The following is a 25,565-nucleotide window of genomic DNA, read 5'->3' on the forward strand; positions in this document are numbered from 1 at the left end:
ATTGATCGACGCAACTAAGTTCGACAGCATCAGCATCGGGCTGGCTACAAGCGAGGACATCCTCGGTTGGTCGCGTGGCGAGGTAAAGAAGCCCGAGACCATCAACTACCGCACCCTCAAGCCCGAGAAGGACGGTCTGTTCGGTGAGCAGATCTTCGGCCCCTCGCGCGACTGGGAGTGCGCCTGCGGTAAGTACAAGCGCGTGCGCTTCAAGGGCATCATCTGTGAGCGCTGCGGCGTTGAGGTGACGAAGTCGGCAGTGCGCCGTGAGCGCATGGGCCACATCAAGCTCGCCGCGCCCGTGACGCACATCTGGTACTTCAAGGGTGTTCCGTCGCGCCTCGGCTACCTGCTCGACATGGCGCCGAAGGACCTCGAGAAGGTCATCTACTTCGCCGCCTACATGGTGGTCGAGATCGACGAAGAGGGTCGTCGCGACGACCTGACCGACCTCGAAAAGGAGAAGAACCTCGAGGTCGACACGCGCGGCAAGCAGCGTGATTCGCAGATCAACGAGCGGATGGCGCAGCTGGAGAAGGACCTCGAGGCACTCGAGGAAGAGGGCGCGACCGCCGACCAGAAGAAGAAGACCAAGGATGCGGCCGAGAAGGAAATGGCTCGGATCCGCAAGGACGTCGACAACGACATCGCGCAGATCGAGCGCGTCTACGAGGGCTTCAAGAACCTGAAGGTTGGCGAGCTCAAGCCGGACGACGCCGACTTCGCCGAGCTCATCGACCGTTACGGTGACTACTTCGAAGCCCACATGGGCGCCGAGGCGATCAAGCGCCGCCTGCAGGACTTCGACCTCGCGACCGAGGCCGAGCTGCTGCGCGACCAGATCCAGAACGGCAAGGGTCAGAAGAAGATCCGCGCCATCAAGCGTCTCAAGGTCGTCACGGCGTTCCTTCAGACAGAGAACAAGCCGGCCGCGATGGTCCTCGACGTGATCCCCGTGATCCCGCCGGAGCTGCGCCCGATGGTGCAGCTCGATGGTGGCCGCTTCGCAACGAGCGACCTCAACGACCTCTACCGTCGCGTGATCAACCGCAACAACCGCCTCATGCGTCTGCTTGAGCTCGGTGCGCCCGAGATCATCGTGAACAACGAGAAGCGCATGCTGCAGGAAGCCGTCGACGCACTGTTCGACAACGGCCGCCGCGGTCGTCCCGTCACGGGTACCGGTAACCGCGCCCTCAAGTCCCTCAGCGACATGCTGAAGGGTAAGCAGGGTCGCTTCCGCCAGAACCTGCTCGGTAAGCGCGTCGACTACTCGGGTCGTTCGGTGATTATCGTTGGCCCGCAGCTGCAGATGCACCAGTGTGGTCTGCCGAAGCAGATGGCGCTCGAGCTGTTCAAGCCGTACGTGATTAAGCGCCTCATCGACCTCGGACACGCGAGCAACATCAAAGCCGCGAAGCGTGCCGTTGAGCGCGCCAAGCCCGAGGTGTGGGACGTCCTCGAAGAGGTCATCCGTGAGCGTCCCGTGCTGCTGAACCGTGCGCCCACGCTGCACCGTCTCGGCATCCAGGCGTTCGAGCCGCAGCTCGTCGAGGGTAAGGCGATCCAGCTGCACCCGCTCGCGTGCTCGGCGTTCAACGCTGACTTCGATGGTGACCAGATGGCCGTGCACCTGCCGCTTTCGGTTGAGGCACAGGCTGAGGCCCGCGTGCTCATGCTCGCGTCGAACAACATCCTCAAGCCGTCGGACGGCCGCCCCGTGACTCTGCCTTCGCAGGACATGGTTGCCGGTCTGTACCACCTCACCTTCCTTCGTGAGGATGCTGCCGGCGCCGGCCGCGTGTTCGGCTCGGTTGCTGAGGCGATCATGGCGCAGGACGAGGGCACGCTGCACCTCAACGCTCCGGTCAAGATCCGCCTCGAGGGCGTCACGTTCCACCCGGCCGAGGCCCCCGAGGGCTTCGTCGAGGGTCGTCCGGTCGTCAAGGACACGACGCTGGGTCGCGCCCTGTTCAACGAACTGCTGCCCGACACCTACCCGTACCTCGAGGACGTCATGACCAAGGGTCGTCTCTCGGGCGTGGTGAACTACCTCGCCGAGCGGTACGACAAGGACGTAGTGGCGGCCACGCTTGACCGCATCAAGGACTCGGGCTTCCACTGGGCCACGCGTTCGGGCATCTCGCTGTCGTTCTCCGACGTCGTGATCCCCGACACCAAGGCCGAGATCGTCGCCGAGACCGAGACCAAGGTTGCGCAGCTGCGCGAGGACTACCAGATGGGTCTGTCGACGCAGCAGGAGTACCGCGACCAGACGATCGCGCTGTGGGAGGAGGCGACCGAACGCGTCGCCGCCGACACCCGGGAGCAGTTCCCCGAGACCAACTCGATTCACCGCATGGTGACGGCAGGTGCAAACGGTAACTGGCTGCAGGTTCGTCAGATCGCCGGTATGCGCGGCATCGTGGCAAACCCGAAGGGTGAGAAGATCGCCCGCCCGATCATTCACTCGTACCGCGAGGGTCTGACCGTGCTCGAGTACTTCTCGTCGACCCACGGTGCTCGTAAGGGCCTTGCCGACACCGCGCTCAAGACCGCCGACTCGGGGTACCTCACGCGTCGTCTCGTCGACGTGTCGCAGGACGTCATCATTCGTGAAGACGACTGCGGTACCCACAAGGGCATCGTGCTGCCGATCGCGCAGACCGACAAGGACGGCAACGTCTCGCTCGCCGATAACGTCGAGAACTCGGTGTACGCACGTACGCTGGCGACCGACGTCACGAACGCCGCAGGCGACGTGCTCGCTCACGCGGGCGAGTCGGTTGGCGACGTGCTCATCGAGCGCCTGCTCGGTGAGGGAGTCCGCGAAGTGACGATCCGTTCGGTGCTCTCGTGCGAGTCGCAGGTCGGTGTCTGCGCCAAGTGCTACGGCCGTTCGATGGCGTCGAGCGAGCTCGCCGACCTCGGCGAGGCCGTCGGTATTATCGCGGCCCAGTCGATCGGTGAGCCCGGCACGCAGCTGACCATGCGTACCTTCCACACCGGTGGTATTGCCGGTGCGGCCGACATCACGCAGGGTCTTCCGCGTGTTCAGGAGCTCTTCGAGGCTCGTACCCCGAAGGGTGCGGCGCCGCTCGCGAAGGTGGCCGGTACGGTCACGTTCCAGGACACCGAGCGCCAGCGCAAGATCGTGCTCGAGCCCGACAACAAGGACGACGAGACGCTCACCTACCCGGTGTCGCGCTTCTCGGAGTTCCTCGTCGAGGACGGCGACCACGTCGAGCCCGGCCAGCAGCTCGTTGAGGGTCCGCTCGACCCGAAGGACGTGCTCGAAGTGCTCGGCACCACCGCGGTGCAGAAATACCTCGTCGGTGGCGTGCAGGACGTCTACAACTCGCAGGGTGTGCCGATCCACGACAAGCACATTGAGGTCATCGTGCGCCAGATGCTGCGCAAGGTCACCATCAATGACTCGGGTGAGACCGACATGCTTCCCGGTGAGCTCGTCGACCGCCAGCGCTTCCAGGCGACCAACCGCCAGGCGGTGACCGAGGGCCGCCGCCCCGCGTCGGGTCGCCCCGAGGTTATGGGTATCACCAAGGCGTCGCTCGCGACCGAGTCGTGGCTGTCCGCCGCGTCGTTCCAGGAGACCACCCGCGTCCTGACGCAGGCGGCGATGGAGCAGAAGACCGACCCGCTTCTCGGCCTCAAGGAGAACGTCATCATCGGTCGTCTCATCACCGCCGGTACCGGTATGCCCGAGTACTCGGAGCAGGTCGTTGAGCCCACCGAAGAAGCGCGCAACGAGCGCTACCCGTACGCCGAGGCCGACGCGCTCGACTTCAGCAACGACCTCTCGTTCGCTGACTTCGACTCGTTCTCGGGTAACGACGACTTCGGCAACATCGACTTCAACTAGAAGTCGTCGCAACCGAACTCGCACTCCACAGCGATGCCCCGAACCTCCAGGTTCGGGGCATCGCCCGTTTCCGCGTGCCGTAGCCGGGTTTCGGGCCCGCGCACGGTTACCCTGGCGGCATGAGTGACCAGTACCGACCGCAGCCGTACGACGATGGGCCCCGCACGACCGTCGACCCGCACCTGCTGCCACAGCGCCCCGCCTCGGCTGCTTCGCAGCCCGAGCAGGCGGATGCGCCGAAGGCGACGGACGCGCCGGTCGAGAACCCGACTCCAGCATCCGAGCCCGCCGCAGTATCCGAGCCCGTCCCCGAGGCGCCGGCGGATGCGGGCGAGCAGCCGAGCAACGCGTTTGCCGTCGGCACCGATGGCGAGACCTCGCGCGAGACACCCGCCGAGGGCTTCGACGCGCCGGGCGCAGCGCCCGCGGGGGATGCCCGCCTCAACGAAGCGGTAGCCCGCTCGCGTTCGATCCCGGTCGACGAAACTGGGGCGGGCGCAACGCTCGACGCCGAGCCTGACACGGCGACGCGCGCCTACGACGCCGATGCCTACGGCACGGATGCGCCGGCGGCCGAGTCCGCCACGGACGCGAACGTCGCGCCGCTCGATATGCCCGTCGGTGCGGTCAACGACCGCACCGATGAACCCGATATCTACGCCGACGCCGACCCCGCGACGACGCAGCTCGACGACCCGGTACCGGCGACGCCCACCGAGGCCCCGACGACCTCGCCGACGGAGGGGCTCATTGTTGAGCCCGACAAGCGTGGCAACCGCGGCTTCGCGTTCTTCACCGCGCTGCTCGCAATCGTCGTATTCGGCGCCCTCTATGCGGTCGCATTCGCGGCCGCCCGCATGATCTTCACGACCGGCGGCGACTTCGTCGGTGGCATCTTCGAGTTCATCGGCACGGCGCCGTTCTACGTGCCGGTAGCTCTGTTCGGCATCTTCCTCATCGTGTGGTCGCTCATTGCGAACCGCGCGGGCTGGTGGTCGTACATCGTCGCGAGCCTGATCGCGGCCGTGCTGACGGGCGGCGGCTACTACGTGGGCGTCGCCTTCCAGGACGTCGTGAATGGCCAGCCCTGGTCGAATGACACCTTCGAAACCGCTATTCGCTCGGCCGAGCACCTGCCGGGTGCGCTGCTCGCCTTCATCGCGGGTCGTGAGAGCGCGCTGTGGATCGGTGGCATCGCCGCCCTGCGCGGCCGCAGCGTGAAGAAGCGCAATGCCGCAGAGCGCGCCGAGTATGAGCGCAAGGTGGCCGAGGAGCGCGAGTACGAGGCCCAGCGAACGTCGATCACCTTTGACGAGGGACGCTAACTTCATGGCGCAGGTCGCCGCGACGTTCGAGGTACCGAACGGCTGGGAGAAGTTCGAGTGGGAAGGCACGCTCGGGGGAGTGCGCCACCTTGCCGTGAGCGGCGACTTCCGCCCGAACGTGCTCGTCACCCTCGACAAGTGGCCGGGTCAGGTCGGCGCGCAACAGGCCGACGAGATTCTCGGCGAGCAACTGGTGGCCGCAGGCGCCGAGGTCGCCGAGCGCGAGACCTTTGCCGAGCCGCGTCCCGGCGTCGAGATCGCGACGCTACAGCGCGACGAAGCTGGCGCATCCGTCCGTGTGCGCTATCGCGTACAACTGCTCGAAGCCGGCGCTGATACGCTTGTGCTTACCGCGGTCGCGACCTACCTGCTCGAGCAGGCCGATGGCGTCGAAGGCGACGTCACGCGCATCCTCCGGAGTGTCGATCTGACGGCCTCCGCGACACGCGACGCTTGACCGCCACATTCTGTCTGGTTAGACTAGATCGGTACGCCGCCCTCTGGCGTGCCTCAAATTCATGCCGTCGCCGCGGTCACAGCGGTCGGTAGGAGTGTTTGCCCGGCGAAGTCCAGGCCGAACATGTATCCAGTCCAGCGTCGTCCATGCACGGCCGCGACGGGGTGAGGCGCGAGTTTCAGAGCAGCTGCCGCGTGCAGCAAGGCGAAAGCACAATCAATTTCAAGGAGATTAACCAGTGCCAACCATTCAGCAGTTGGTCCGCAAGGGCCGCAAGCCCAAGGTGACCTCGTCCAAGTCGCCGGCTCTGAAGGGCAACCCCCAGCAGCGTGGCGTATGCACCCGTGTGTACACCACCACCCCGAAGAAGCCGAACTCGGCACTGCGCAAGGTGGCCCGTGTGAAGCTTTCGAACGGCACCGAAGTTACCGCCTACATCCCCGGTGAGGGACACAACCTGCAGGAGCACTCGATGGTGCTCGTGCGTGGCGGTCGTGTGAAGGACCTCCCGGGCGTGCGTTACCGCATCGTCCGCGGTGCCCTCGACACCCAGTCGGTCAAGGACCGCAAGCAGGCTCGTAGCCGCTACGGCGCGAAGAAGGAGAAGTAATGCCTCGTAAGGGTCCCGCGCCTAAGCGCCCCGTAGTGATCGACCCGGTGTACAGCTCGCCGGTCGTGACGCAGCTCATCAACAAGATCCTCCTCGACGGTAAGAAGTCGCAGGCCGAGCGCATCGTTTACGGTGCCCTCGAGAACGTCGCGAAGAAGTCCGACCAGGACGCCGTCGCGACCCTCAAGAAGGCCCTCGACAACGTTCGCCCGACCCTTGAGGTTCGTTCGCGCCGCGTCGGCGGTTCGACCTACCAGGTTCCGGTTGAGGTCAAGCCGCTTCGCGCGAACACCCTCGCGCTGCGCTGGCTCACCGGCTACGCCAAGGCTCGTCGCGAGAAGTCGATGACCGAGCGTCTCACCAACGAGATCCTCGACGCCTCGAACGGCCTCGGCGCCGCCGTGAAGCGTCGCGAAGACACGCACAAGATGGCCGAGTCGAACAAGGCCTTCGCCCACTACCGCTGGTAGTTCTTAGACCGGTCAACGTGGCGTGCTAAGCACTCATGTTGGCCGGTCTTGCTTCAGACGCGTTTACCGGCGCATCCTCGCTTTTTCAGTTCCAAACACAACGGGAGACATCCGTGGCACAGGCAGTGCAGACGAACCTCAGCAAGGTTCGAAATATCGGCATCATGGCGCACATCGATGCTGGTAAGACCACGACCACCGAGCGCATTCTTTTCTACACGGGTGTAAACCACAAGATCGGTGAGACCCACGATGGTGCCGCCACCATGGACTGGATGGCGCAGGAGCAGGAACGCGGTATCACCATTACCTCCGCGGCGACCACCTGCTCGTGGGGCGACACCCAGATCAACATCATCGACACCCCCGGTCACGTTGACTTCACCGTTGAGGTTGAGCGCTCGCTGCGCGTCCTCGACGGCGCCGTCGCCGTGTTCGACGGCAAGGAGGGTGTTGAGCCCCAGTCCGAGACCGTGTGGCGTCAGGCTGACAAGTACAACGTCCCCCGCATTTGCTTCGTCAACAAGATGGACAAGCTCGGCGCGGACTTCTACTACTCGATCGACACGATCAAGTCGCGCCTCGGCGTGAAGCCGCTCGTTCTGCAGCTTCCGATCGGTGTTGAGAACGACTTCATCGGTGTTGTCGACCTCATCAACATGCGCGCGCTCACCTGGCGCGGCGACGCCAAGGGCGTCGTGGCACAGGGCGCCGAGGCCGAGATCGAGGAGATCCCCGCCGACCTGCTCGAGCGCGCCGAAGAGTACCGCGCCGAGCTGCTCGAGGCCGTTGCTGAGTCGAGTGACGAGCTGCTCGAGAAGTACCTCGGTGGCGAAGAGATCTCGATCGAAGAGCTTCAGGCCGGCATCCGCCAGCTCACCATCGCGGGCGAGGCATTCCCCGTGCTGTGCGGTACCGCGTTCAAGAACCGCGGCATCCAGCCGATGCTCGACGCGGTCGTCTCGTACCTCCCCTCGCCCCTCGACGTGCCGCCGATGGTTGGTCACGACGTCAAGGACGAGGAGATCGAGATCATCCGCAAGCCTTCGACCGACGAGCCCTTCGCGGCGCTCGCGTTCAAGGTTGTTGCGCACCCGTTCTATGGTCGCCTCACCTACCTCCGCGTTTACTCGGGCCACGTCGAGGCCGGCACCCAGGTGCTCAACTCGACGAAGGGCAAGAAGGAGCGCATCGGCAAGCTCTTCCAGATGCACGCCAACAAGGAGAACCCCGTCGAGTCGGTTACCGCCGGTCACATCTACGCGGCCATCGGTCTGAAGGACACCACCACCGGTGACACCCTCTCGGCGCTCGACGCGCCCGTGATCCTCGAGTCGATGAGCTTCCCGGAGCCCGTCATCTCGGTGGCTATCGAGCCGAACTCGAAGGCCGACCAGGAGAAGCTCGGCACCGCGATCCAGAAGCTTGCCGAAGAGGACCCGACGTTCCGCGTCGAGCTCAACCACGAGACCGGTCAGACGACCATCTCGGGCATGGGCGAGCTCCACCTCGATATCCTCGTCGACCGCATGAAGCGCGAGTTCAAGGTTGAGGCGAACATCGGTAAGCCGCAGGTCGCTTACCGCGAGACCCTCCGCCGCCCGGTCGAGAAGTACGACTACACCCACAAGAAGCAGACCGGTGGTTCCGGTCAGTTCGCGAAGGTGCAGATCAGCCTCGAGCCCATGGAGGTCGAGGGCGACAAGGTGTACGAGTTCGAAAACGCCGTGACCGGTGGTCGCGTGCCTCGCGAGTACATCCCCTCGGTTGACGCGGGTATCCAGGACGCGATGCGTGTTGGTATCCTCGCTGGCTACCCGATGGTCGGCGTGAAAGCGATTCTGGTTGATGGCGCGTACCACGACGTTGACTCGTCGGAAATGGCCTTCAAGATTGCTGGTTCGATGGCGTTCAAGGAGGCCGCTCCCAAGGCGAGCCCCGCGCTGCTCGAGCCGCTCATGAAGGTCGAAGTGCGTACGCCTGAGGAGTACATGGGTGACGTTATTGGTGACCTGAACTCCCGTCGTGGCCAGATCCAGTCGATGGAAGACGCCTCGGGCGTCAAGGTGGTGCGCGCGCTCGTGCCGCTGTCCGAGATGTTCGGGTACATCGGCGACCTGCGCAGCAAGACCTCTGGTCGCGCTGTGTACTCGATGGAGTTCGACTCCTACTCGGAGGTCCCGAAGGCTGTTGCCGACGAGATCATCCAGAAGAGCAAGGGCGAGTAGCCTCCCCGTAGCTCCGGCTTCGGTCAGGCGCCATGCGCTAGGCCGAGTAACATTTATTCATCTGTCCAAGTTTTAAAGTTTCGATCCGCGCTGTATCGTGGAGCGATTCCAGTAACAGTCCTGAGGAGGACCCACAGTGGCCAAGGCCAAGTTTGAGCGGACCAAGCCGCACGTAAACATCGGAACGATCGGTCACGTCGACCACGGCAAGACGACGCTCTCCGCCGCGATCTCGAAGGTGCTTGCTGACAAGTACCCGTCGGAGACCAACGTGCAGCGCGACTTCGCCTCGATCGACTCGGCTCCGGAAGAGCGCCAGCGCGGCATCACGATCAACATCTCGCACATCGAGTACGAGACCCCGAAGCGTCACTACGCCCACGTTGACGCCCCGGGTCACGCTGACTACGTGAAGAACATGATCACCGGTGCTGCCCAGATGGACGGCGCGATCCTCGTTGTCGCCGCGACTGACGGCCCGATGGCGCAGACCCGCGAGCACGTGCTGCTCGCCAAGCAGGTTGGCGTTCCCTACCTGGTTGCTGCTCTCAACAAGTCGGACATGGTTGACGACGAAGAGATCCTGGAGCTCGTTGAGCTCGAGGTCCGCGAGCTCCTCGCTTCGCAGGGCTTCGACGAGGACGCTCCTGTCGTTCGCGTCTCGGCGCTTAAGGCGCTCGAGGGCGACGAGAAGTGGGTCCAGTCGGTCCTCGACCTCATGGAGGCTGTCGACGAGAGCGTTCCGGACCCGGAGCGTGACCGCGAGAAGCCTTTCCTCATGCCGATTGAGGACGTCTTCACCATCACCGGTCGTGGCACCGTTGTGACCGGCCGCGCCGAGCGCGGTACCCTCGCGATCAACTCGGAAGTTGAGATCGTTGGTATCCGCCCGACCCAGAAGACCACCGTTACCGGTATCGAGATGTTCCACAAGCAGCTCGACGAGGCGTGGGCCGGTGAGAACTGTGGTCTCCTGCTCCGTGGTCTCAAGCGCGAAGACGTCGAGCGTGGCCAGGTTGTGGCCAAGCCCGGTAGCGTGACCCCGCACACCAACTTCGAGGGCACTGCCTACATCCTCTCGAAGGACGAGGGTGGCCGTCACAACCCGTTCTACTCGAACTACCGCCCGCAGTTCTACTTCCGTACTACGGACGTGACCGGCGTTATCACCCTGCCTGAGGGCAAGGAAATGGTTATGCCTGGTGACACCGTTGACATCACGGTCGAGCTCATCCAGCCGATCGCCATGGAAGAGGGCCTCGGCTTCGCGATCCGTGAGGGTGGCCGCACCGTTGGTGCCGGTACCGTCACCTCGATCCAGAAGTAGTTTCTGACTCCGCTCTGCGGGCCGGACGCAATCGCGTCCGGCCCGCAGTCGTTTTCCGCGCTTGTGGATAACTGGGGCGGCGAGTGCGAAAGCCTTGGCATGCTGGAGTGCCGGGAACTTTCCTGCGGTTCGGGCACTCTAACCACGAGGTGCGCCCGTGCGTCCGTGGCCATCATGAATTCTGAACAGTAAAAGGGTGATGCATGTCGAACCAGCAACCACCGAGCGACCCGTACGGGAACCAGTGGCGAGGCACTCCGCCTGAGGGGGAGGGCGGCGAGGCATGGCCCCGGCATGAGTGGTCGCAGCCGCACCAACTAGGTGGGTCGGATACGCAGACGCCGCAGTATGGCCAGCAAGCGGGTTACGGGCACCAGCAGAACTACGGGCAACAGCAGCAGTACGGGCAACAGCAGCAGTACGGGCAACAGCAGCAGTACGGGCAGCAACAGCAGTCGTACGGTTACGAAGCAGCTCAGGGATACGCAGGCAACGACGCGAACGCGGGCAATCCTTGGCAACAGCAGCAGGGCCAGGCCGCGAAGCGCCGACGCGGGTGGCTTATCCCAGTCGCCGCGGTCGCGGCCATCGCGGTGATCGGTGGTGCGATCTGGGGTGGCATCGCGCTCTTTAGCGGTCAGGGCCGGGGAGCCGCCTCTGCCGAGGAAGCGGTCGACAATCTCATCACCTCGGGCACCAACCTCGACTACATCGGTTCGTTCGCGATGGTCGCTCCGAGCGAGGCTGCGATCTTCACTACCGCGGCCGAGCGACTGCTCGCGAGCGACTTCGGCGACATCGGCGACGGGGTCAGCCTGAGTGATGGGCTTGACGAGCTCGCCTCGGCGTCAACCACGAAGACCGAGGGGCTCGAGTATGAGACCGAGGAACTCGCCGAGGGCGTTGAGCGTGTGAATATCACCGCGGGTACCGTCACCGTCGACGGAGACCGGGACGCGATCACCCAGGCGACCGAGAGCGTCATCCGCTCGCTCGCGTACGAGGGTGCGCTGCTCCAGGGCGAGAGCGAGTCCGAGGCGGTGGCCACGGCGGAGGACGCCGCCGATGAGGCAATGTCCGAGTACGACTTCGATGATGAGTACCCGCAGACGTACGACTTTGCCGACGAAGACTTCAACTCGCTGATCTCGACGTATGAGGACGGCAAGTGGTACGTCAGCGTAATGCTGAGCGGGGCCGATTATGCGCTCGGTGGAATGAGCGGCGACAAGATGTCGAGCTTCGATGTTGTCGACGGCAACGGCGCGGCAAGCCCCGAAGAGGCCGGCATGCAGGCGCTCGAATCGGTGTTTGAGCTGGCGTCCGGCGGTGGCAATTTTGACACCGCGGTTGGTGCGTTCGCTCACCCCGAGCGGCTGCTGTTCTCGATGTTCTCGCAGACCTATGGCTCGGGGAGTGGGTACAACTCCTACGCCGACTACACCTTCGGGGGTGGCTTCACGACGATCGACGTCAATGGCGTCACGATGATTCGTCCTGACAACATCACGATCGACGACGGCTACAGCACGATGACGATCGACGGCACCTGCGTGCGACGGGACTCGACCTACTCAGACGACATGTGCCTCGAGGACCTCTCGGTCGCATCCGCGCTCGGACTCGACGAGCTCGGCATTGCGGTCGTCGAGGAAGACTCGGGCTGGGTGGTCAGTCTCTACAAGACCGCCGAGGTGTGGCTCGATACCGCGGTAGAGAACTACCTCGTGCTCCGCGACGAGGGCCGCCTCAGCGAACTGCAGTTCTAGTCCGGCTGCGCCCGCGCGACTGAATACGCGCACATTGCGATGCGCCTGTAAGCAAGCGCCGGTAGCGATGCGGTGCGGGTTGAATGCTTGACGGGCCGAACGCGGGGCCTTCCGCCGAGGATGTGCATAAGCGCCTGTCCACATCAGCAGGGGAGGGAACGGCGGAGCAGCGGCGCCGACGCAGCGGCTCGCGGCGCGCGCGATCGCGATTGGCCATCGCAACGTGGGTGTCGTGTCGGGTACTGGTGCCGCCGCGCTCTGGCACTTGCCACTCGACTCCCGGCGATTGACGAACGCGATCAGTGTCACTCGTGCCTCGGCAGGCAGGCCCTCAAAGGGACTCGAGTTTCGCCGCAGCGCACTCGAGGACGACGACATCGCTGAGGTTGCAGGCATCCGCCTCACATCGATCACGCGCACCCTCCGGGATCTCGCGATCGCGCTGCCGATCGAAGAATCCTTTGCTGCGATGAACGCAGCACGCCGACACGGGCACGACTTCAGCGCGCTGCGAAACTATGACGGCGAGGCGGCGGCGCGCATCCGTTGGTTGCTCAACCACGCCCATGACAGGTCCGACAGCTTGGGGGGAGTCGCTGTTCGACTATCGCCTGCTGATGGAGGGCCTCGCGTTGCCGTTGCGTCAGCCAAGCGTGTCTGACGTCAACGGTACGTTCCTCGCCCGACCCGACCTGCTGTGGGAGACCGGCGCAATCCACGAGTTCGATGGCACCGCGAAGTGGCTCGGAGCTGACGGCACCGCCGACGTCAAGCGCATCCGGCAAGCGCAGCGCCGTGCAGCCGATCTCGAAGCGGCGAGCCAACTGATCTCGTCCCGCGCATCCGGCGAGACTCCGCCCACCGCATCCGTCGTGGCCGGTATCTCTATCTGCGCGCACCAATTCGCGATCAGCTGGAGTTTTCTACGTTCGATGCGCCCACCCGCAGCCCTACTAGAAAGCCGCGCGGTGAGGTCGTGCCTGCTTCCGGTGTGATGCAGTCTTCTACGAACGCTGCGGTCGTAGCTGCAGCGACTCTAGAAAACTGCACGGTGGTGGTCGCGGCAGGTGTGCTGGCTGTAAATGAGTGGGTGCGCGGGTGCTGCGGTCAGGCAGTAGGGTGGTGGTGACGGAGGGCGGCGAAGGAGCCGCGGGACCGTCTGGCGGAGGTCCGAATCGGCCCGCCAGAATTCGCGACACGCCCGGGTTGCATGAACTTGAAATGTCGGGCTAAACTAAACCAGTTCAACATTCCTGTTGTGCTGCGGCGCTGTTGTGCCCGGCCTGCAGCAGGATCACTGCCGAACACGTGACTCGCCGCCCGACTCTTTCGGAGGCAGACGGGTCCGGCGGCAGGAGAGCACGGCTCCGGTGCGTACCGGAAACACCGAGGCGCAAGCCTCGACCGTATCCCCGCGTGCCGTACATCAGCCTGAGCGAAGCGCTCCGGGCAGGTGAACTTGACAGATAAACAGTGGTGCACTTTTCAGCTGGTCACAGCCGAGATTGCATGTGAGGCCAAACCGGCCCGAACGAATTAGGAGTAGGACATGGCGGGACAGAAGATCCGCATCCGACTGAAGTCGTATGACCACGAGGTCATCGACAGCTCCGCGCGCAAGATCGTCGACACGGTTACTCGCGCTGGTGCCTCCGTCATTGGGCCCGTCCCGCTTCCGACGGAGAAGAGCGTGGTGACGGTTATCCGTTCGCCCCACAAGTACAAGGACAGCCGCGAGCAGTTCGAGAAGCGCACCCACAAGCGCCTGATCGACATTGTCGACCCCACTCCGAAGGCTGTCGACTCGCTCATGCGTCTCGACCTTCCGGCCGATGTCAACATCGAGATCAAGCTCTAGAGGGATTCATGTCTATCGCTACTAAGACCTACAAGGGGCTGCTCGGCACCAAGCTGGGCATGACCCAGCAGTGGGACGCAGAGAACCGTCTCGTCCCCCTCACCGTGATTCAGGTGAGCCCCAACGTCGTGACCCAGATCATGACGCAGGAGAAGAACGGCTACGACGCCATTCAGATCGCCGCGGGCGCTATCGAACTCCGCAAGGTTTCGCAGCCCCTCGCTGGCCACTTCAAGGCCGCCGGCGTGACCCCGCGTCGCCACGTAACTGAAATCCGCACCGCTGACGCCGCAGACTACGCGCTCGGCCAGGAACTGAATGTCGAGCTTTTCGAAGCCGGCCAGCTCGTCGACGTCGTTGGTACGTCGAAGGGTAAGGGTTTCGCCGGTGTTATGAAGCGCCACAACTTCAAGGGCGTTAGCGCATCGCACGGTGCGCACAAGAACCACCGCAAGCCCGGCTCGATCGGTGCTTCGGCCACCCCGAGCCGTGTCTTCAAGGGCACGCGCATGGCTGGCCGCATGGGTCACGACCGCGTGACCGTCCAGAACCTCACCCTCCACGGCATCGACGTGGAACGGGGTCTGCTGCTGGTCAAGGGTGCCGTTCCCGGCGCCAAGGGCCGCCTTGTTTTCGTCCGCAACGCAGTGAAGGGGGCCTAGCCAAATGGCTGCCAACACCATTGATGTCCTCGACGCAACCGGCAAGAAGTCGGGCACCGTTGAGCTCCCCGCTGAGCTCTTCGACGTCGAGCTGAACGTCCCCCTCGTGCACCAGGTGGTCGTGGCCCAGCAGGCCGCCGCCCGCCAGGGTACGCACAAGACCAAGAACCGCGGCGAGCGCTCGGGCGCCGGCCGTAAGCCGTTCAAGCAGAAGGGCACGGGTAACGCCCGTCAGGGTTCGATCCGCATGCCGCAGCACCGCGGCGGTGGCATCGTTCACGGCCCGACCCCGCGTGACTACTCGCAGCGCACCCCCAAGAAGATGGTTGCCGCAGCCCTGCTGCAGTCGCTGTCGGACCGCGCTCGTGGTGGCCGCGTGCACGTGTTCACCGAACTCGTGACCGGCGAGGCCCCCTCGACCAAGGCCGCGATCTCGGCATTCCGTACCGCTGCTGAAGGCCGCAACGTGCTCGTCATCGTTGAGCACGACGACCTCCTCACCCGCCGTTCGGTGCGCAACATCGAGCACGCCCACGTGCTCTCGGCGGACCAGCTGAACGCATACGACGTGCTCGTTGCCGATGACGTGGTCTTCCTCAAGAGCGCGTTCGACGGCTTCGTCGCCGCGAAGACCAACAAGGAGCTGCAGGCATGAGCGACATCTACAAGGACCCGCGCGATGTCATCATCCGCCCGGTGATCTCGGAGAAGAGCTACGGCCTCATCGACCAGGGCAAGTACACCTTCGAGGTGGCACCCGACGCGAACAAGACCGAGATCAAGATCGCGATCGAGCGCATCTTCGACGTGCAGGTTGACCGCATCAACACCCTTAACCGTCAGGGCAAGACTCGCCGGACTCGTTTCGGCATGGGCAAGCGCAAGGACACCAAGCGCGCCATCGTGACCCTGAAGTCCGGCACTATCGACATCTTCTCGAACGTCGGCTAACCGGAGGACTGAGTAAAAATGGCGATTCGTAAATTCAAGCCCACGACTCCCGGTCGTCGTGCTGGTTCGGTCTCGGAGTTCACCGAGATCACCCGCTCGACCCCCGAGAAGTCGCTGCTGCGCCCGCTGCCCAAGACTGGTGGCCGTAACAACCAGGGTCGCATCACGACCCGTCACATCGGTGGTGGCCACAAGCGCCAGTACCGCGTGATCGACTTCCGTCGTAACGACAAGGACGGCGTCAACGCCAAGGTCGCTCACATTGAGTACGACCCGAACCGTACCGCTCGCATCGCGCTCCTGCACTACTTCGACGGCACCAAGCGATACATCATCGCGCCGAACAAGCTCAAGCAGGGCGACATCATCGAGTCGGGCGCCAGCGCCGACATCAAGCCCGGCAACAACTTGCCGCTGCGCAACATCCCGACCGGTACCGTCGTGCACGCCGTTGAGCTGCGCCCCGGTGGCGGCGCGAAGCTCGGACGTTCGGCCGGCGCCTCGGTCCGCCTCGTCGCAAAGGACGGCCCCTACGCCCAGCTGCGCCTGCCCTCGGGTGAGGTTCGCAACGTGGATGCACGCTGCCGCGCGACCGTCGGCGAGGTTGGTAACGCTGAGCAGTCGAACATCGACCTCGGTAAGGCCGGCCGTAAGCGCTGGAAGGGCGTTCGCCCGACCGTGCGTGGTGTCGTCATGAACCCGATCGACCACCCGCACGGTGGTGGCGAGGGTCGTACCTCGGGTGGTCGTCACCCGGTGAGCCCGTGGGGTAAGCCTGAGGGCCGCACCCGCAAGCCCAACAAGGACTCGGACAAGCTCATTGTCCGCCGTCGCCCGACTGGCAAGAAGCGCAAGTAGTAGGAGTTCAAGAAGATGCCTCGCAGTCTGAAGAAGGGCCCCTTCGTTGACGAGCACCTGCTGCAGAAGGTGCTGAAGCAGAACGAAGCCGGTTCGAAGAATGTCATCAAGACCTGGTCGCGCCGATCGATGATCGTGCCCGACATGCTCGGCCACACGATCGCCGTGCACGACGGTCGCAAGCACATCCCGGTATTCGTTACCGAGACGATGGTTGGCCACAAGCTCGGTGAGTTCGCACCGACCCGCACCTTCCGCGGTCACGTGAAGGACGACAAGAAGGGTCGCCGCCGCTAAGCGGGGGCGTGAAGGAGGAAATTATGGTGGAGTCGATCGCCCGCGCGCGTCACATCCGCGTTACCCCTCAGAAGGCTCGCCGCGTCGTCAACCTGATCCGCGGCAAGCAGGCGCTCGAAGCGCTTGCCATTCTGAAGTTTGCACCGCAGGGTGCTTCGGAGCCGGTGTACAAGGTCGTGGCCTCGGCCATCGCAAACGCCCGCGTCAAGGCTGACAACTCGAACGAGTTCCTTGACGAGCGTGACCTGTACGTCAGCACCGCATTCGTCGATGAGGGTGTCACCCTCAAGCGCTTCCGTCCGCGCGCCCAGGGGCGTGCCGGTCGCATCAACAAGCGCACCAGCCACATCACGGTCATTGTCTCGACCCCCGAGACCGAAGAGCAGAAGGCGGCGAACTAATGGGCCAGAAGATCAATCCGTACGGCTTCCGCCTCGGTGTCACAACTGACCACCGTTCGCGCTGGTACACCGACTCGACCAAGCCCGGTCAGCGCTACTCGGACTACGTGAACGAGGACATCCGCATCCGGACGCACCTCACCAACTCGCTTGACCGCGCCGGTATCGCGTACATCGCCATCGAGCGCACCCGCGATCGCGTTCGCGTCGATATTCACACCGCCCGTCCGGGCATCGTGATCGGTCGCCGCGGTGCCGAGGCGGAACGCATCCGTGGCGAGCTCGAGAAGCTCACCGGCAAGCAGATCCAGCTGAACATCCTCGAGGTCAAGAACCCCGACCAGGAGGCTCAGCTCGTCGCACAGGGCATCGCCGAGCAGCTTGTGGGTCGTGTGGCATTCCGCCGCGCGATGCGCAAGGGCCTGCAGAGCGCCCAGCGCGCCGGCGCCAAGGGTATTCGTATCCAGGTGTCGGGCCGTCTGGGTGGCGCTGAAATGAGCCGCTCGGAGTTCTACCGCGAGGGCCGCGTGCCCCTGCACACCCTCCGCGCCAACATCGACTACGGCTTCTACGAGGCCAAGACCACCTACGGTCGCATCGGTGTCAAGGTGTGGATCTACAAGGGTGACCTCACCAACAAGGAGCTTGCTCGCGAGCAGGCCAACCAGAAGTCGTCGCGCGACAACCGTGGCGACCGTCCGCGTCGCAACCGTCGCAACAACGAGCAGGTTGCCGCAGGAGCGGAGGCGTAAGACATGCTGATTCCACGACGAGTTAAGTACCGCAAGCAGCACCACCCCGGCCGTAGCGGCCAGGCAACTGGTGGCACCAAGGTCTCCTTCGGTGAGTACGGCATCCAGGCCCTGAGCCCGGCATACGTCACGAACCGCCAGATCGAGGCCGCACGTATCGCCATGACCCGCCACATCAAGCGTGGCGGCAAGGTGTGGATCAACATCTACCCGGACCGTCCGCTCACCAAGAAGCCTGCGGAAGTCCGCATGGGTTCCGGTAAGGGTTCGCCTGAGTGGTGGGTCGCCAACGTCAAGCCCGGTCGCGTCCTCTTCGAGGTCGGCGGCGTTGACGAGGAACTGGCCCGCGAAGCACTCATGCGCGCAATCCACAAGCTGCCGCTCAAGGCACGCATCATTACCCGTGAGGAAGGCGAGTAGACATGGCGATTGGATCGAAGGAGCTCGCCATTACCGAGCTCGACACCTTTGAGAACGGCCGTCTTACCGACGAGCTGAAGAAGGCCAAGGAAGAGCTGTTCAACCTGCGCTTCCAGGCCGCCACCGGTCAGGGCGAAGAGCGCGGCCGCATCCGCGCCGTGAAGCGCGACATCGCTCGCATCTACACGGTCATCCGTGAGCGCGAGCTCGGGATCCGTGCGACTCCGGCCGCTGCTGAGAAGCCGGCCAAGAAGACTCGCGCGAAGAAGGCTGAGAAGGCCGAGAACGAGGAGACCAACTAATGGCTGAGACCACGAACGCGTCGGCTGCCGAGGTCAACGAGGCTGCCGCGCAGCACCGCAACTACCGCAAGACCCGCCGCGGCTACGTCACCAGCGACAAGATGGAAAAGACCATCACTGTGCTGGTCGAGGACCACGTGAAGCACCCCCTTTATGGCAAGGTGCTCCGCCGCTCCACCAAGATCAAGGCGCACGACGAGCAGAACACCGCCGGCATCGGCGACCTCGTGCTCATCGCCGAGACCCGTCCCCTCAGCGCTTCCAAGCGCTGGCGGCTGGTCGAGATCCTCGAGAAGGCGAAGTAGGCCTTCGCCTACGAAGCCTGGACACAGCCAAGGAGACTGACACATGATTCAGCAGGAATCCCGCCTCCGCGTCGCCGATAACACCGGCGCCAAGGAGATCCTCACCATCCGCGTTCTGGGTGGCTCGGGTCGCCGCTACGCCGGCCTCGGTGACGTCATCGTCGCGACCGTCAAGGACGCGATCCCCGGCGGCAACGTGAAGAAGGGCGACGTCGTCAAGGCGGTCGTCGTTCGCACGAAGAAGGCCACCCGTCGCGTCGACGGTTCGTACATCAAGTTCGACGAGAACGCTGCCGTGATTCTCAAGAACGACGGTGAACCGCGCGGTACGCGCATCTTCGGCCCGATCGGCCGTGAGCTGCGCGACAAGCGGTTCATGAAGATTATTTCGCTCGCTCCGGAGGTGCTCTAACTCATGGCGAAGATTCGCAAGGGCGACCTCGTTGAGGTCATCAGCGGCAGCGACAAGGGCAAGCAGGGCAAGGTCCTCGAGGTCCTCGTCGCGCAGAGCCGCGTCATCGTTGAAGGCGTCAACTACGCCACGAAGCACACTCGCGTCGGCCAGACGCAGCGTGGTTCGAAGACCGGTGGCATCGAGACCGTCGAGGCCCCCATCCACGTTTCGAACGTTGCACTCGTGAACCCCGAGACCGGGAAGCCCGCCCGCGTGGGCGTCAAGGTCGAAGAGGTCACCGAGGGTGGCGTTACCAAGACGGTTCGTACTCGTGAGTTCAAGGCGTCGCGTCGCGACAGCGCAGCTGCCGCGCCGGCGAAGAAGACCACGAAGAAGACCGCAGCAAAGAAGGACAGCGAGTAGCAGATGACTGACACTGCCACGGTGGCTGGCAAAATCCAGCCCCGACTCAAGGTCAAGTACCGCAACGAACTCAAGGCCAAGCTCCAGGAGGAGCTCGGTGTTGCCAACGTTCACCAGATTCCGGGTCTCGAGAAGATCGTCGTGAACATGGGTGTTGGCGAGGCAGCTCGTGACGGCAAGGTGATCGAGGGCGCGATCAGCGACCTTACCCAGATCACCGGCCAGAAGCCGAAGGTGACCCGCGCGCGCAAGTCGATCGCGCAGTTCAAGCTGCGCGAAGGCCAGCCCATCGGTACCCACGTCACCCTCCGCGGTGACCGCATGTGGGAGTTCCTCGACCGCCTCCTGGCGCTCGCACTGCCCCGTATCCGCGACTTCCGCGGCCTCTCGGACAAGCAGTTTGACGGCAACGGCAACTACACCTTTGGTCTCACGGAGCAGGTTATGTTCCACGAGATCGACCCGGACCGGATCGACCGCACCCGCGGTATGGACATCACCGTGGTCACCACCGCGAAGGACGACGAGAGCGGCCGCGCACTGCTTCGCGCTCTCGGCTTCCCCTTCACCGCGGGCCTGAAGTAGACTCTACGTTTGGCCCATTGCCCGCCGGGAACCCCCGGCGGGCAACACCACAGGTCGGCGTGCCGTGTACGGTGCGTCGAAACCAGGCGAAAGGAAATATCGAGTCATGACTATGACCGACCCCGTCGCAGACATGCTTACCCGTCTGCGCAACGCGAGCAACGCCCACCACGACGCAGTGTCGATGCCGGGTTCGAAGCTCAAGAAGAACATCGCAGAGATCCTCAAGCGCGAGGGTTACATCACCGACTGGAGCGTCGAGGACGCTCGCGTTGGTGAGACCCTCAGCGTCTCGCTCAAGTTCGGCCAGGACCGCCGCCCCGCTCTGTCGGGCATCAAGCGCGTCTCGAAGCCGGGTCTGCGCGTCTACGCGAAGTCGACCGAGCTGCCCACCGTTCTTGGTGGCCTCGGCATCGCGATCCTGTCCACTTCCTCCGGCATGCTGACTGACCGCGAGGCCGAGCAGAAGGGCGTGGGTGGGGAAGTCCTCGCCTACGTATGGTGATCCAGAATGTCGCGTATTGGACGTCTCCCCATCGAAATTCCCGCCGGCGTTGAGGTCAAGCTTGACGGCGCACTCGTCTCGGTTAAGGGCCCCAAGGGTGAGCTCAAACTCACCGTCGCCCAGCCCATCGAGGTGAAGGTCGAAGAGGGCCAGGTGCTCGTCACCCGCCCCGACGACGAGCGTGAGTCGCGTGCCCTGCACGGTCTGACCCGCACCCTCATCTTCAACAACATCATCGGCGTGACCGATGGTTACACCAAGGACCTCGAGGTCGTTGGAACCGGTTACCGCGTGATGGCCAAGGGCTCGGACCTCGAGTTCGCGCTTGGCTTCTCGCACCCGGTCAACGTGCCCGCCCCCGAAGGCATCACCTTCAAGGTCGAGGGTCAGAACAAGATCTCGATCTCGGGCATCGACAAGCAGCTGGTCGGCGAGACCGCTGCGAACATCCGCAAGATTCGTCCGCCGGAGCCCTACAAGGGCAAGGGCATCCGCTACGCGGGCGAGCAGGTACGCCGCAAGGCCGGAAAGGCTGGTAAGTAAGCATGGCTCAGCAGAGCAAGCAGGCCGCCCGTGGCCGTCGCCACAACCGGCTGCGCAAGAAGATCGAGGGCACCGCAGCGCGCCCCCGTCTGTCCGTTACCCGTTCCGCTCGCCACGTGTTCGTCCAGGTCATCGACGACGCCCAGGGTCACACCCTCGCGTCGGCCTCGACCATGGAAGCCGAGCTTCGCAGCTTCGACGGTGACAAGACCGCCAAGGCTCGTCGCGTCGGCGAACTGGTTGCCGAGCGCGCCAAGGAAGCCGGAGTCGAGACCGTCGTGTTCGACCGTGGTGGAAACAAGTACGCCGGCCGTGTCGCCGCGATTGCCGATGGAGCACGAGAGGCAGGGCTGAACCTGTGACCGAGAACAACACGAACAACGTCCCCGACAACATGACCGACACCCCGGTTGAGACCGCCGCTTCGAGCGAGACCAACCTGCGTGAAGACGGACGCGAGCGCCGCAGCGGCAACCGCGACCGCCAGCAGCGCGACGGCGGCCGTGGCGGCCGTGGTGGCCGTGGCCGCGAGGACGACAAGGCGAACGAGTTCCTCGAGCGCGTTGTCACCATCAACCGCGTCTCCAAGGTCGTCAAGGGTGGTCGTCGCTTCAGCTTCACCGCGCTCGTCGTCGTTGGCGATGGCAACGGTCTCGTGGGCGTCGGCTACGGCAAGGCACGCGAAGTGCCCCTGGCAATCGCGAAGGGCGTCGAGGAAGCGAAGAAAAACTTCTTCCGCGTTCCCCGCGTGCTCAAGACCATCCCGCACCCCGTGCAGGGTGAGGCCGGCGCTGGCGTCGTCCTCCTCCGCCCGGCCGCGCAGGGTACCGGTGTTATCGCAGGTGGTCCCGTCCGCGCCGTGCTCGAGTGCGCTGGTATCCACGACATCCTGAGCAAGTCGCTCGGCTCGTCGAACACCATCAACATCGTCCACGCGACGGTTGAGGCGCTCAAGCTGCTCGAAGAGCCTCGTGCCGTCGCCGCCCGTCGTGGCCTCGACGTCGAGCACGTCGTGCCGGAGCGCATCCTGCGCGACCAGGCACGCGCCGCCGACGAGGCCGCCAAGTCTGCAAAGGTTGGTGCCTAATGGCTACGACTCTCAAGGTGACCCAGATCAAGTCGGTCATTAGCGAAAAGCAGAACCAGCGCGAAACCCTGCGCTCGCTCGGCCTGAAGCGCATCGGCGACTCGGTTGTCCGGGAGGACAGCCAGCAGCTGCGTGGCTATGTGCGTGCGGTCGCTCACCTGGTCAAGGTTGAGGAGATCAACGAATAATGACGAACAACGAGAACACGACCGGACCCGAGGAAGGCAAGCTCAAGCTGCACGACCTCCGTCCGGCTCCGGGAGCCAAGAAGTCGCGCATCCGTAAGGGTCGCGGTGAGGGCTCGAAGGGCAAGACCGCTGGTCGCGGTACCAAGGGTTCGAAGGCTCGTACGACCGTGCGCCTCGGATTCGAGGGTGGCCAGATGCCGCAGCACATGCGTACCCCGAAGCTGCGCGGGTTCAAGAACCCGTTCCGCAAGGAGTACCAGGTGGTGAACCTGTTCCAGCTGGAGCAGGCCTACCCGCAGGGTGGCGACGTCACCATCGAGGACCTCGTGAAGAAGGGCCTCGTTCGCAAGAACGAGCTCGTCAAGGTTCTCGGTACTGGCGAAGTAACCGTTAAGCTGAATCTTGCCGTCGACAAGGTCTCGAGCTCAGCAGAGCAGAAGATCGTCGACGCTGGCGGCTCCATCAAGTAGTTTCCCGAGAACGGGGCCGGCTTTCACCGGCCCCGTTCTCGTTTGTCCACATTAGGAAAGCAGGCTTCCCGCGTGTTCAGTGCTATCTCACGGGTGTTCCGAACACCGGATCTTCGACGCAAGATCCTGTTCACACTCGGCATGATCGCCCTTTACCGGTTGGGTACCACCATCCCGGCGCCGCACGTGAACTTCGCGAACGTGCAGACCTGTGTGGACGGCATGAACACCGATGGACAGACGAACCTGTTCTCGATGCTCAATCTCTTCTCGGGCGGCGCGCTCATGCAGCTGTCGATCTTCGCGCTCGGCATCATGCCGTACATCACCGCGTCGATCATCATCCAGCTGCTTCGCGTCGTCGTGCCGCACTTTGAGGCGCTGCACAAGGAGGGTCAGTCGGGCCAGACGAAGTTGACGCAGTACACGCGTTACCTCACCATCGCCCTAGCGGTGCTGCAGGCGACTACGCTGCTCACCGTCGCCCGCACCGGAGGTCTCTTCGGCGCCAACACCGACGCGGCCTGTTCGAACGTCCTCGACCTCGTTGCCGAGACGACTGGCTTCGACGTGACGACCAACATCATCCGCATGGTGATCATGGTCACCGCGATGACCGCGGGTACCGCCGCCATCATGTGGTTCGGTGAGCTCATCACCGAGCGCGGCGTCGGCAACGGCATGTCGCTGCTCATCTTCACCTCGATCTGCGCCTCGTTCCCGCAGGCCATGTGGTCGCTCATGAGCGGCACTGGCGGCGGCATCACCTTCGCGGTCGTCCTCCTGCTCGCGTTCGTCGTGCTCGTGGCCGTCATCTACGTCGAGCAGTCGCAGCGACGCATCCCGGTGCAGTACGCGCGCCGCATGGTCGGTCGCCGCACCTATGGCGGCCAGTCGACCTACATCCCGATCAAGGTAAACCAGGCCGGCGTGATCCCGGTCATCTTCGCATCGTCGCTGCTGATGCTGCCGTCGCTGGTCGCGCAATTTAACACGCCGACCGATGGCACGACCGCGCCCGAGTGGGTCATCTGGATTCAGAACAACTTCGTTTCGGGCGACACCTGGCCGTACATGCTGACGTACTTCCTGCTCACCATCGGGTTCGCGTACTTCTACGTCTACATCGCGTTCAACCCCGACGAGGTCGCCGAGAACATGCGCCGACAGGGCGGCTTCGTGCCGGGCATCCGCGCAGGCCAGCCGACCGCCGATTACCTCGCGCACGTGCTCAACCGCATCACCTTCCCGGGGTCGATCTACCTCGGCGTCATTGCGCTGCTGCCGCTCATCGCACTCGCCACAGTTGGGGCGAACCAGAACTTCCCCCTCGGCGGTGCGTCTATCCTGATCCTCGTTGGTGTCGGTCTTGAAACTGTGAAACAGATCGACGCCCAGCTCCAGCAACGCAACTACGAAGGACTTCTGCGATGACGCAAACTGCACCCGCTCGACTGCTGATTGTTGGCCCTCCCGGCGCGGGCAAGGGCACCCAGGCAACCGGCCTCGCCGAGGCTTACGGCATCCCCGCCATCTCGACCGGAGACATCTTCCGCGAGAACATCAAGAACGGCACCGAGCTCGGCAAGAAGGTGCAGGAGATCACTGCCGCTGGTGAGCTTGTGCCCGACTCGTTGACCAACGAGCTCGTCCAGGACCGCATCGGTAAGGACGACGCACAGAACGGCTTCCTGCTTGACGGTTATCCACGCACGCTCGGCCAGGTCGACTTCCTCACGGGGTTGCTCGAGGCCGACGGCCAGGCCATCGACGCGGTAGTGCAGCTCGAGGTCGACACGGATGCCGTGGTAGCCCGTCTGCTCAAGCGCGCGCAGGAGCTTGGTCGCGTCGACGACACCGAAGAGGTCATCCGCCACCGCCAGGACGTCTACGCGAGCGAGACTGCGCCGATCCTCGGTGTGTACGAACAGCGTGGCTCGCTCGTCAAGGTCGACGGCATGGGCACGGTCGAGGAAGTCGCACAGCGCATCCTCGACGCGCTCGATGCTCGAGTGCCGCGCGCCTAACAACAGCGTGAGGAGGGGGGTGATCCTAAACAGGTTCACCCGCTCCTTTCGTGTGCGGCAGGTCTAGCGTTCCCTCTTGGACGGTCCAGAGAGAAGGCAACATGGAAGTTCAACTTCTTGACCACGAGGATGAGCGCTGAGCCGCGCTCCTTGCCCGTGTGCGACACGACATTGACCACCTTCCCGGCTACCTCGCGGCGAGCGATCGACGGCGGGGAAGTACCTCGCTCCTCGCCCACGTGAGCGAAGGCGACGTCGTGTTCGCCGTGCCGCTGCAGTTCATCGAGCTGCCGGGAGGGATGCAAGACGCGGCATCAGCAGAACTCCGCGCGGCGCCGCTCTTCACCGAGGGCACGAGCGCGGCCTGGCGATCCGCTGCCATCCGGGCGCTCCTCGACCATCTGCGCGATTCCGGCACCGTTTCGCTGTTCCTCCGCTTCCACCCCCTGCTCGAGGGGTATTGAAGCG

Annotated in this window: 31 protein-coding genes and 1 pseudogene; all 32 read left to right on the forward strand. The window is 64.1% G+C overall.

What is annotated here, in order from left to right:
* Window position 1 precedes the first annotated feature (1 nt).
* The 32 genes and pseudogenes from rpoC (at window position 2) to QM019_RS06275 (ending at window position 25,561) form a co-directional block, all read left to right on the forward strand.
* Window positions 2–3,883, forward strand: coding sequence for a DNA-directed RNA polymerase subunit beta' (gene rpoC / locus QM019_RS06120; RefSeq protein WP_125106957.1), 3,882 nt, complete (start codon window positions 2–4; stop codon window positions 3,881–3,883).
* A 119-nt stretch (window positions 3,884–4,002) separates the two neighbouring features.
* Complete coding sequence (locus tag QM019_RS06125; RefSeq protein WP_282852285.1) at window positions 4,003–5,208, forward strand: hypothetical protein; 1,206 nt, start codon at window positions 4,003–4,005, stop codon at window positions 5,206–5,208.
* Between the two features lie 4 nt (window positions 5,209–5,212).
* Window positions 5,213–5,665: a hypothetical protein gene (locus tag QM019_RS06130; protein WP_282852286.1), complete on the forward strand. Its 453-nt coding sequence runs from the start codon at window positions 5,213–5,215 to the stop codon at window positions 5,663–5,665.
* A 238-nt stretch (window positions 5,666–5,903) separates the two neighbouring features.
* Window positions 5,904–6,275 carry a 30S ribosomal protein S12 gene (rpsL, locus tag QM019_RS06135; protein WP_019619557.1) on the forward strand — a complete coding sequence of 124 codons (372 nt, stop codon included), beginning with the start codon at window positions 5,904–5,906 and terminating at the stop codon, window positions 6,273–6,275.
* Window positions 6,275–6,745, forward strand: coding sequence for a 30S ribosomal protein S7 (gene rpsG / locus QM019_RS06140; protein ID WP_125106960.1), 471 nt, complete (start codon window positions 6,275–6,277; stop codon window positions 6,743–6,745). The genes rpsL and rpsG overlap by 1 nt, the downstream gene beginning before the upstream one ends.
* A gap of 113 nt (window positions 6,746–6,858) precedes the next feature.
* Window positions 6,859–8,973, forward strand: a complete 2,115-nt coding sequence (gene fusA, locus QM019_RS06145) for an elongation factor G (protein ID WP_193128098.1) — start codon at window positions 6,859–6,861, stop codon at window positions 8,971–8,973.
* 136 nt (window positions 8,974–9,109) lie between these two features.
* On the forward strand, window positions 9,110–10,300 hold the full coding sequence (tuf, locus tag QM019_RS06150; RefSeq protein ID WP_282826486.1) for an elongation factor Tu: 1,191 nt from the start codon (window positions 9,110–9,112) through the stop codon (window positions 10,298–10,300).
* 203 nt (window positions 10,301–10,503) lie between these two features.
* The gene (locus QM019_RS06155) at window positions 10,504–12,069 is read left to right on the forward strand and encodes a hypothetical protein (RefSeq protein WP_282852287.1); all 1,566 of its coding nucleotides are present in this window, start codon (window positions 10,504–10,506) and stop codon (window positions 12,067–12,069) included.
* A gap of 566 nt (window positions 12,070–12,635) precedes the next feature.
* Window positions 12,636–13,064: a hypothetical protein gene (locus QM019_RS06160; protein ID WP_282852288.1), complete on the forward strand. Its 429-nt coding sequence runs from the start codon at window positions 12,636–12,638 to the stop codon at window positions 13,062–13,064.
* 554 nt (window positions 13,065–13,618) lie between these two features.
* Window positions 13,619–13,927, forward strand: coding sequence for a 30S ribosomal protein S10 (gene rpsJ, locus QM019_RS06165; RefSeq protein ID WP_019619551.1), 309 nt, complete (start codon window positions 13,619–13,621; stop codon window positions 13,925–13,927).
* Between the two features lie 8 nt (window positions 13,928–13,935).
* The gene (gene rplC / locus QM019_RS06170; protein ID WP_125106970.1) at window positions 13,936–14,589 is read left to right on the forward strand and encodes a 50S ribosomal protein L3; all 654 of its coding nucleotides are present in this window, start codon (window positions 13,936–13,938) and stop codon (window positions 14,587–14,589) included.
* A gap of 4 nt (window positions 14,590–14,593) precedes the next feature.
* Window positions 14,594–15,244, forward strand: a complete 651-nt coding sequence (gene rplD, locus QM019_RS06175) for a 50S ribosomal protein L4 (RefSeq protein ID WP_282826493.1) — start codon at window positions 14,594–14,596, stop codon at window positions 15,242–15,244.
* Window positions 15,241–15,540: a 50S ribosomal protein L23 gene (gene rplW / locus QM019_RS06180; protein WP_125106972.1), complete on the forward strand. Its 300-nt coding sequence runs from the start codon at window positions 15,241–15,243 to the stop codon at window positions 15,538–15,540. Before rplD ends, rplW begins: the two co-directional genes overlap by 4 nt.
* 18 nt (window positions 15,541–15,558) lie before the next feature.
* Entirely contained in the window at window positions 15,559–16,398 is an 840-nt protein-coding gene (gene rplB / locus QM019_RS06185; protein ID WP_125106973.1) for a 50S ribosomal protein L2, read from the forward strand.
* A gap of 15 nt (window positions 16,399–16,413) precedes the next feature.
* Window positions 16,414–16,695, forward strand: coding sequence for a 30S ribosomal protein S19 (gene rpsS, locus QM019_RS06190; RefSeq protein WP_019619546.1), 282 nt, complete (start codon window positions 16,414–16,416; stop codon window positions 16,693–16,695).
* A 23-nt stretch (window positions 16,696–16,718) separates the two neighbouring features.
* Entirely contained in the window at window positions 16,719–17,096 is a 378-nt protein-coding gene (rplV, locus tag QM019_RS06195; RefSeq protein WP_125106974.1) for a 50S ribosomal protein L22, read from the forward strand.
* The gene (gene rpsC / locus QM019_RS06200) at window positions 17,096–17,848 is read left to right on the forward strand and encodes a 30S ribosomal protein S3 (protein WP_282852289.1); all 753 of its coding nucleotides are present in this window, start codon (window positions 17,096–17,098) and stop codon (window positions 17,846–17,848) included. The genes rplV and rpsC overlap by 1 nt, the downstream gene beginning before the upstream one ends.
* A gap of 3 nt (window positions 17,849–17,851) precedes the next feature.
* Window positions 17,852–18,268 carry a 50S ribosomal protein L16 gene (rplP, locus tag QM019_RS06205; protein WP_125106976.1) on the forward strand — a complete coding sequence of 139 codons (417 nt, stop codon included), beginning with the start codon at window positions 17,852–17,854 and terminating at the stop codon, window positions 18,266–18,268.
* Between the two features lie 2 nt (window positions 18,269–18,270).
* A complete protein-coding gene (gene rpmC, locus QM019_RS06210) occupies window positions 18,271–18,570 on the forward strand; it encodes a 50S ribosomal protein L29 (RefSeq protein WP_125106977.1) in 300 nt (99 codons plus the stop codon).
* Window positions 18,570–18,875 (forward strand): 30S ribosomal protein S17, encoded by a 306-nt coding sequence (gene rpsQ, locus QM019_RS06215; RefSeq protein WP_282852290.1) that lies wholly within the window; start codon window positions 18,570–18,572, stop codon window positions 18,873–18,875. The genes rpmC and rpsQ overlap by 1 nt, the downstream gene beginning before the upstream one ends.
* 43 nt (window positions 18,876–18,918) lie before the next feature.
* Window positions 18,919–19,287, forward strand: coding sequence for a 50S ribosomal protein L14 (gene rplN, locus QM019_RS06220; protein ID WP_125106979.1), 369 nt, complete (start codon window positions 18,919–18,921; stop codon window positions 19,285–19,287).
* A gap of 3 nt (window positions 19,288–19,290) precedes the next feature.
* A pseudogene (gene rplX, locus QM019_RS06225) lies at window positions 19,291–19,629 on the forward strand (50S ribosomal protein L24); the annotation flags it as partial.
* 66 nt (window positions 19,630–19,695) lie between these two features.
* Window positions 19,696–20,277: a 50S ribosomal protein L5 gene (gene rplE, locus QM019_RS06230; protein ID WP_125106981.1), complete on the forward strand. Its 582-nt coding sequence runs from the start codon at window positions 19,696–19,698 to the stop codon at window positions 20,275–20,277.
* 106 nt (window positions 20,278–20,383) lie between these two features.
* Window positions 20,384–20,782, forward strand: a complete 399-nt coding sequence (rpsH, locus tag QM019_RS06235; protein ID WP_125106982.1) for a 30S ribosomal protein S8 — start codon at window positions 20,384–20,386, stop codon at window positions 20,780–20,782.
* 6 nt (window positions 20,783–20,788) lie between these two features.
* Window positions 20,789–21,325 (forward strand): 50S ribosomal protein L6, encoded by a 537-nt coding sequence (rplF, locus tag QM019_RS06240; RefSeq protein WP_282852291.1) that lies wholly within the window; start codon window positions 20,789–20,791, stop codon window positions 21,323–21,325.
* Between the two features lie 2 nt (window positions 21,326–21,327).
* Window positions 21,328–21,687: a 50S ribosomal protein L18 gene (rplR, locus tag QM019_RS06245; RefSeq protein WP_125106984.1), complete on the forward strand. Its 360-nt coding sequence runs from the start codon at window positions 21,328–21,330 to the stop codon at window positions 21,685–21,687.
* A gap of 32 nt (window positions 21,688–21,719) precedes the next feature.
* Entirely contained in the window at window positions 21,720–22,412 is a 693-nt protein-coding gene (gene rpsE, locus QM019_RS06250; RefSeq protein WP_125107446.1) for a 30S ribosomal protein S5, read from the forward strand.
* Window positions 22,412–22,600, forward strand: coding sequence for a 50S ribosomal protein L30 (gene rpmD, locus QM019_RS06255; protein WP_125106985.1), 189 nt, complete (start codon window positions 22,412–22,414; stop codon window positions 22,598–22,600). The genes rpsE and rpmD overlap by 1 nt, the downstream gene beginning before the upstream one ends.
* Window positions 22,600–23,070: a 50S ribosomal protein L15 gene (gene rplO / locus QM019_RS06260; protein ID WP_282852292.1), complete on the forward strand. Its 471-nt coding sequence runs from the start codon at window positions 22,600–22,602 to the stop codon at window positions 23,068–23,070. The genes rpmD and rplO overlap by 1 nt, the downstream gene beginning before the upstream one ends.
* Window positions 23,071–23,142: 72 nt before the next feature.
* A complete protein-coding gene (secY, locus tag QM019_RS06265; protein ID WP_282826501.1) occupies window positions 23,143–24,504 on the forward strand; it encodes a preprotein translocase subunit SecY in 1,362 nt (453 codons plus the stop codon).
* Window positions 24,501–25,097: an adenylate kinase gene (locus QM019_RS06270; protein ID WP_282852293.1), complete on the forward strand. Its 597-nt coding sequence runs from the start codon at window positions 24,501–24,503 to the stop codon at window positions 25,095–25,097. Before secY ends, QM019_RS06270 begins: the two co-directional genes overlap by 4 nt.
* Window positions 25,098–25,255: 158 nt before the next feature.
* Entirely contained in the window at window positions 25,256–25,561 is a 306-nt protein-coding gene (locus tag QM019_RS06275; protein ID WP_282852294.1) for a hypothetical protein, read from the forward strand.
* Window positions 25,562–25,565: the final 4 nt, after the last annotated feature.

Origin of the sequence: Gulosibacter sediminis, from assembly GCF_030011715.1 — a bacterium.
Lineage (GTDB): Bacteria > Actinomycetota > Actinomycetes > Actinomycetales > Microbacteriaceae > Gulosibacter > Gulosibacter sediminis.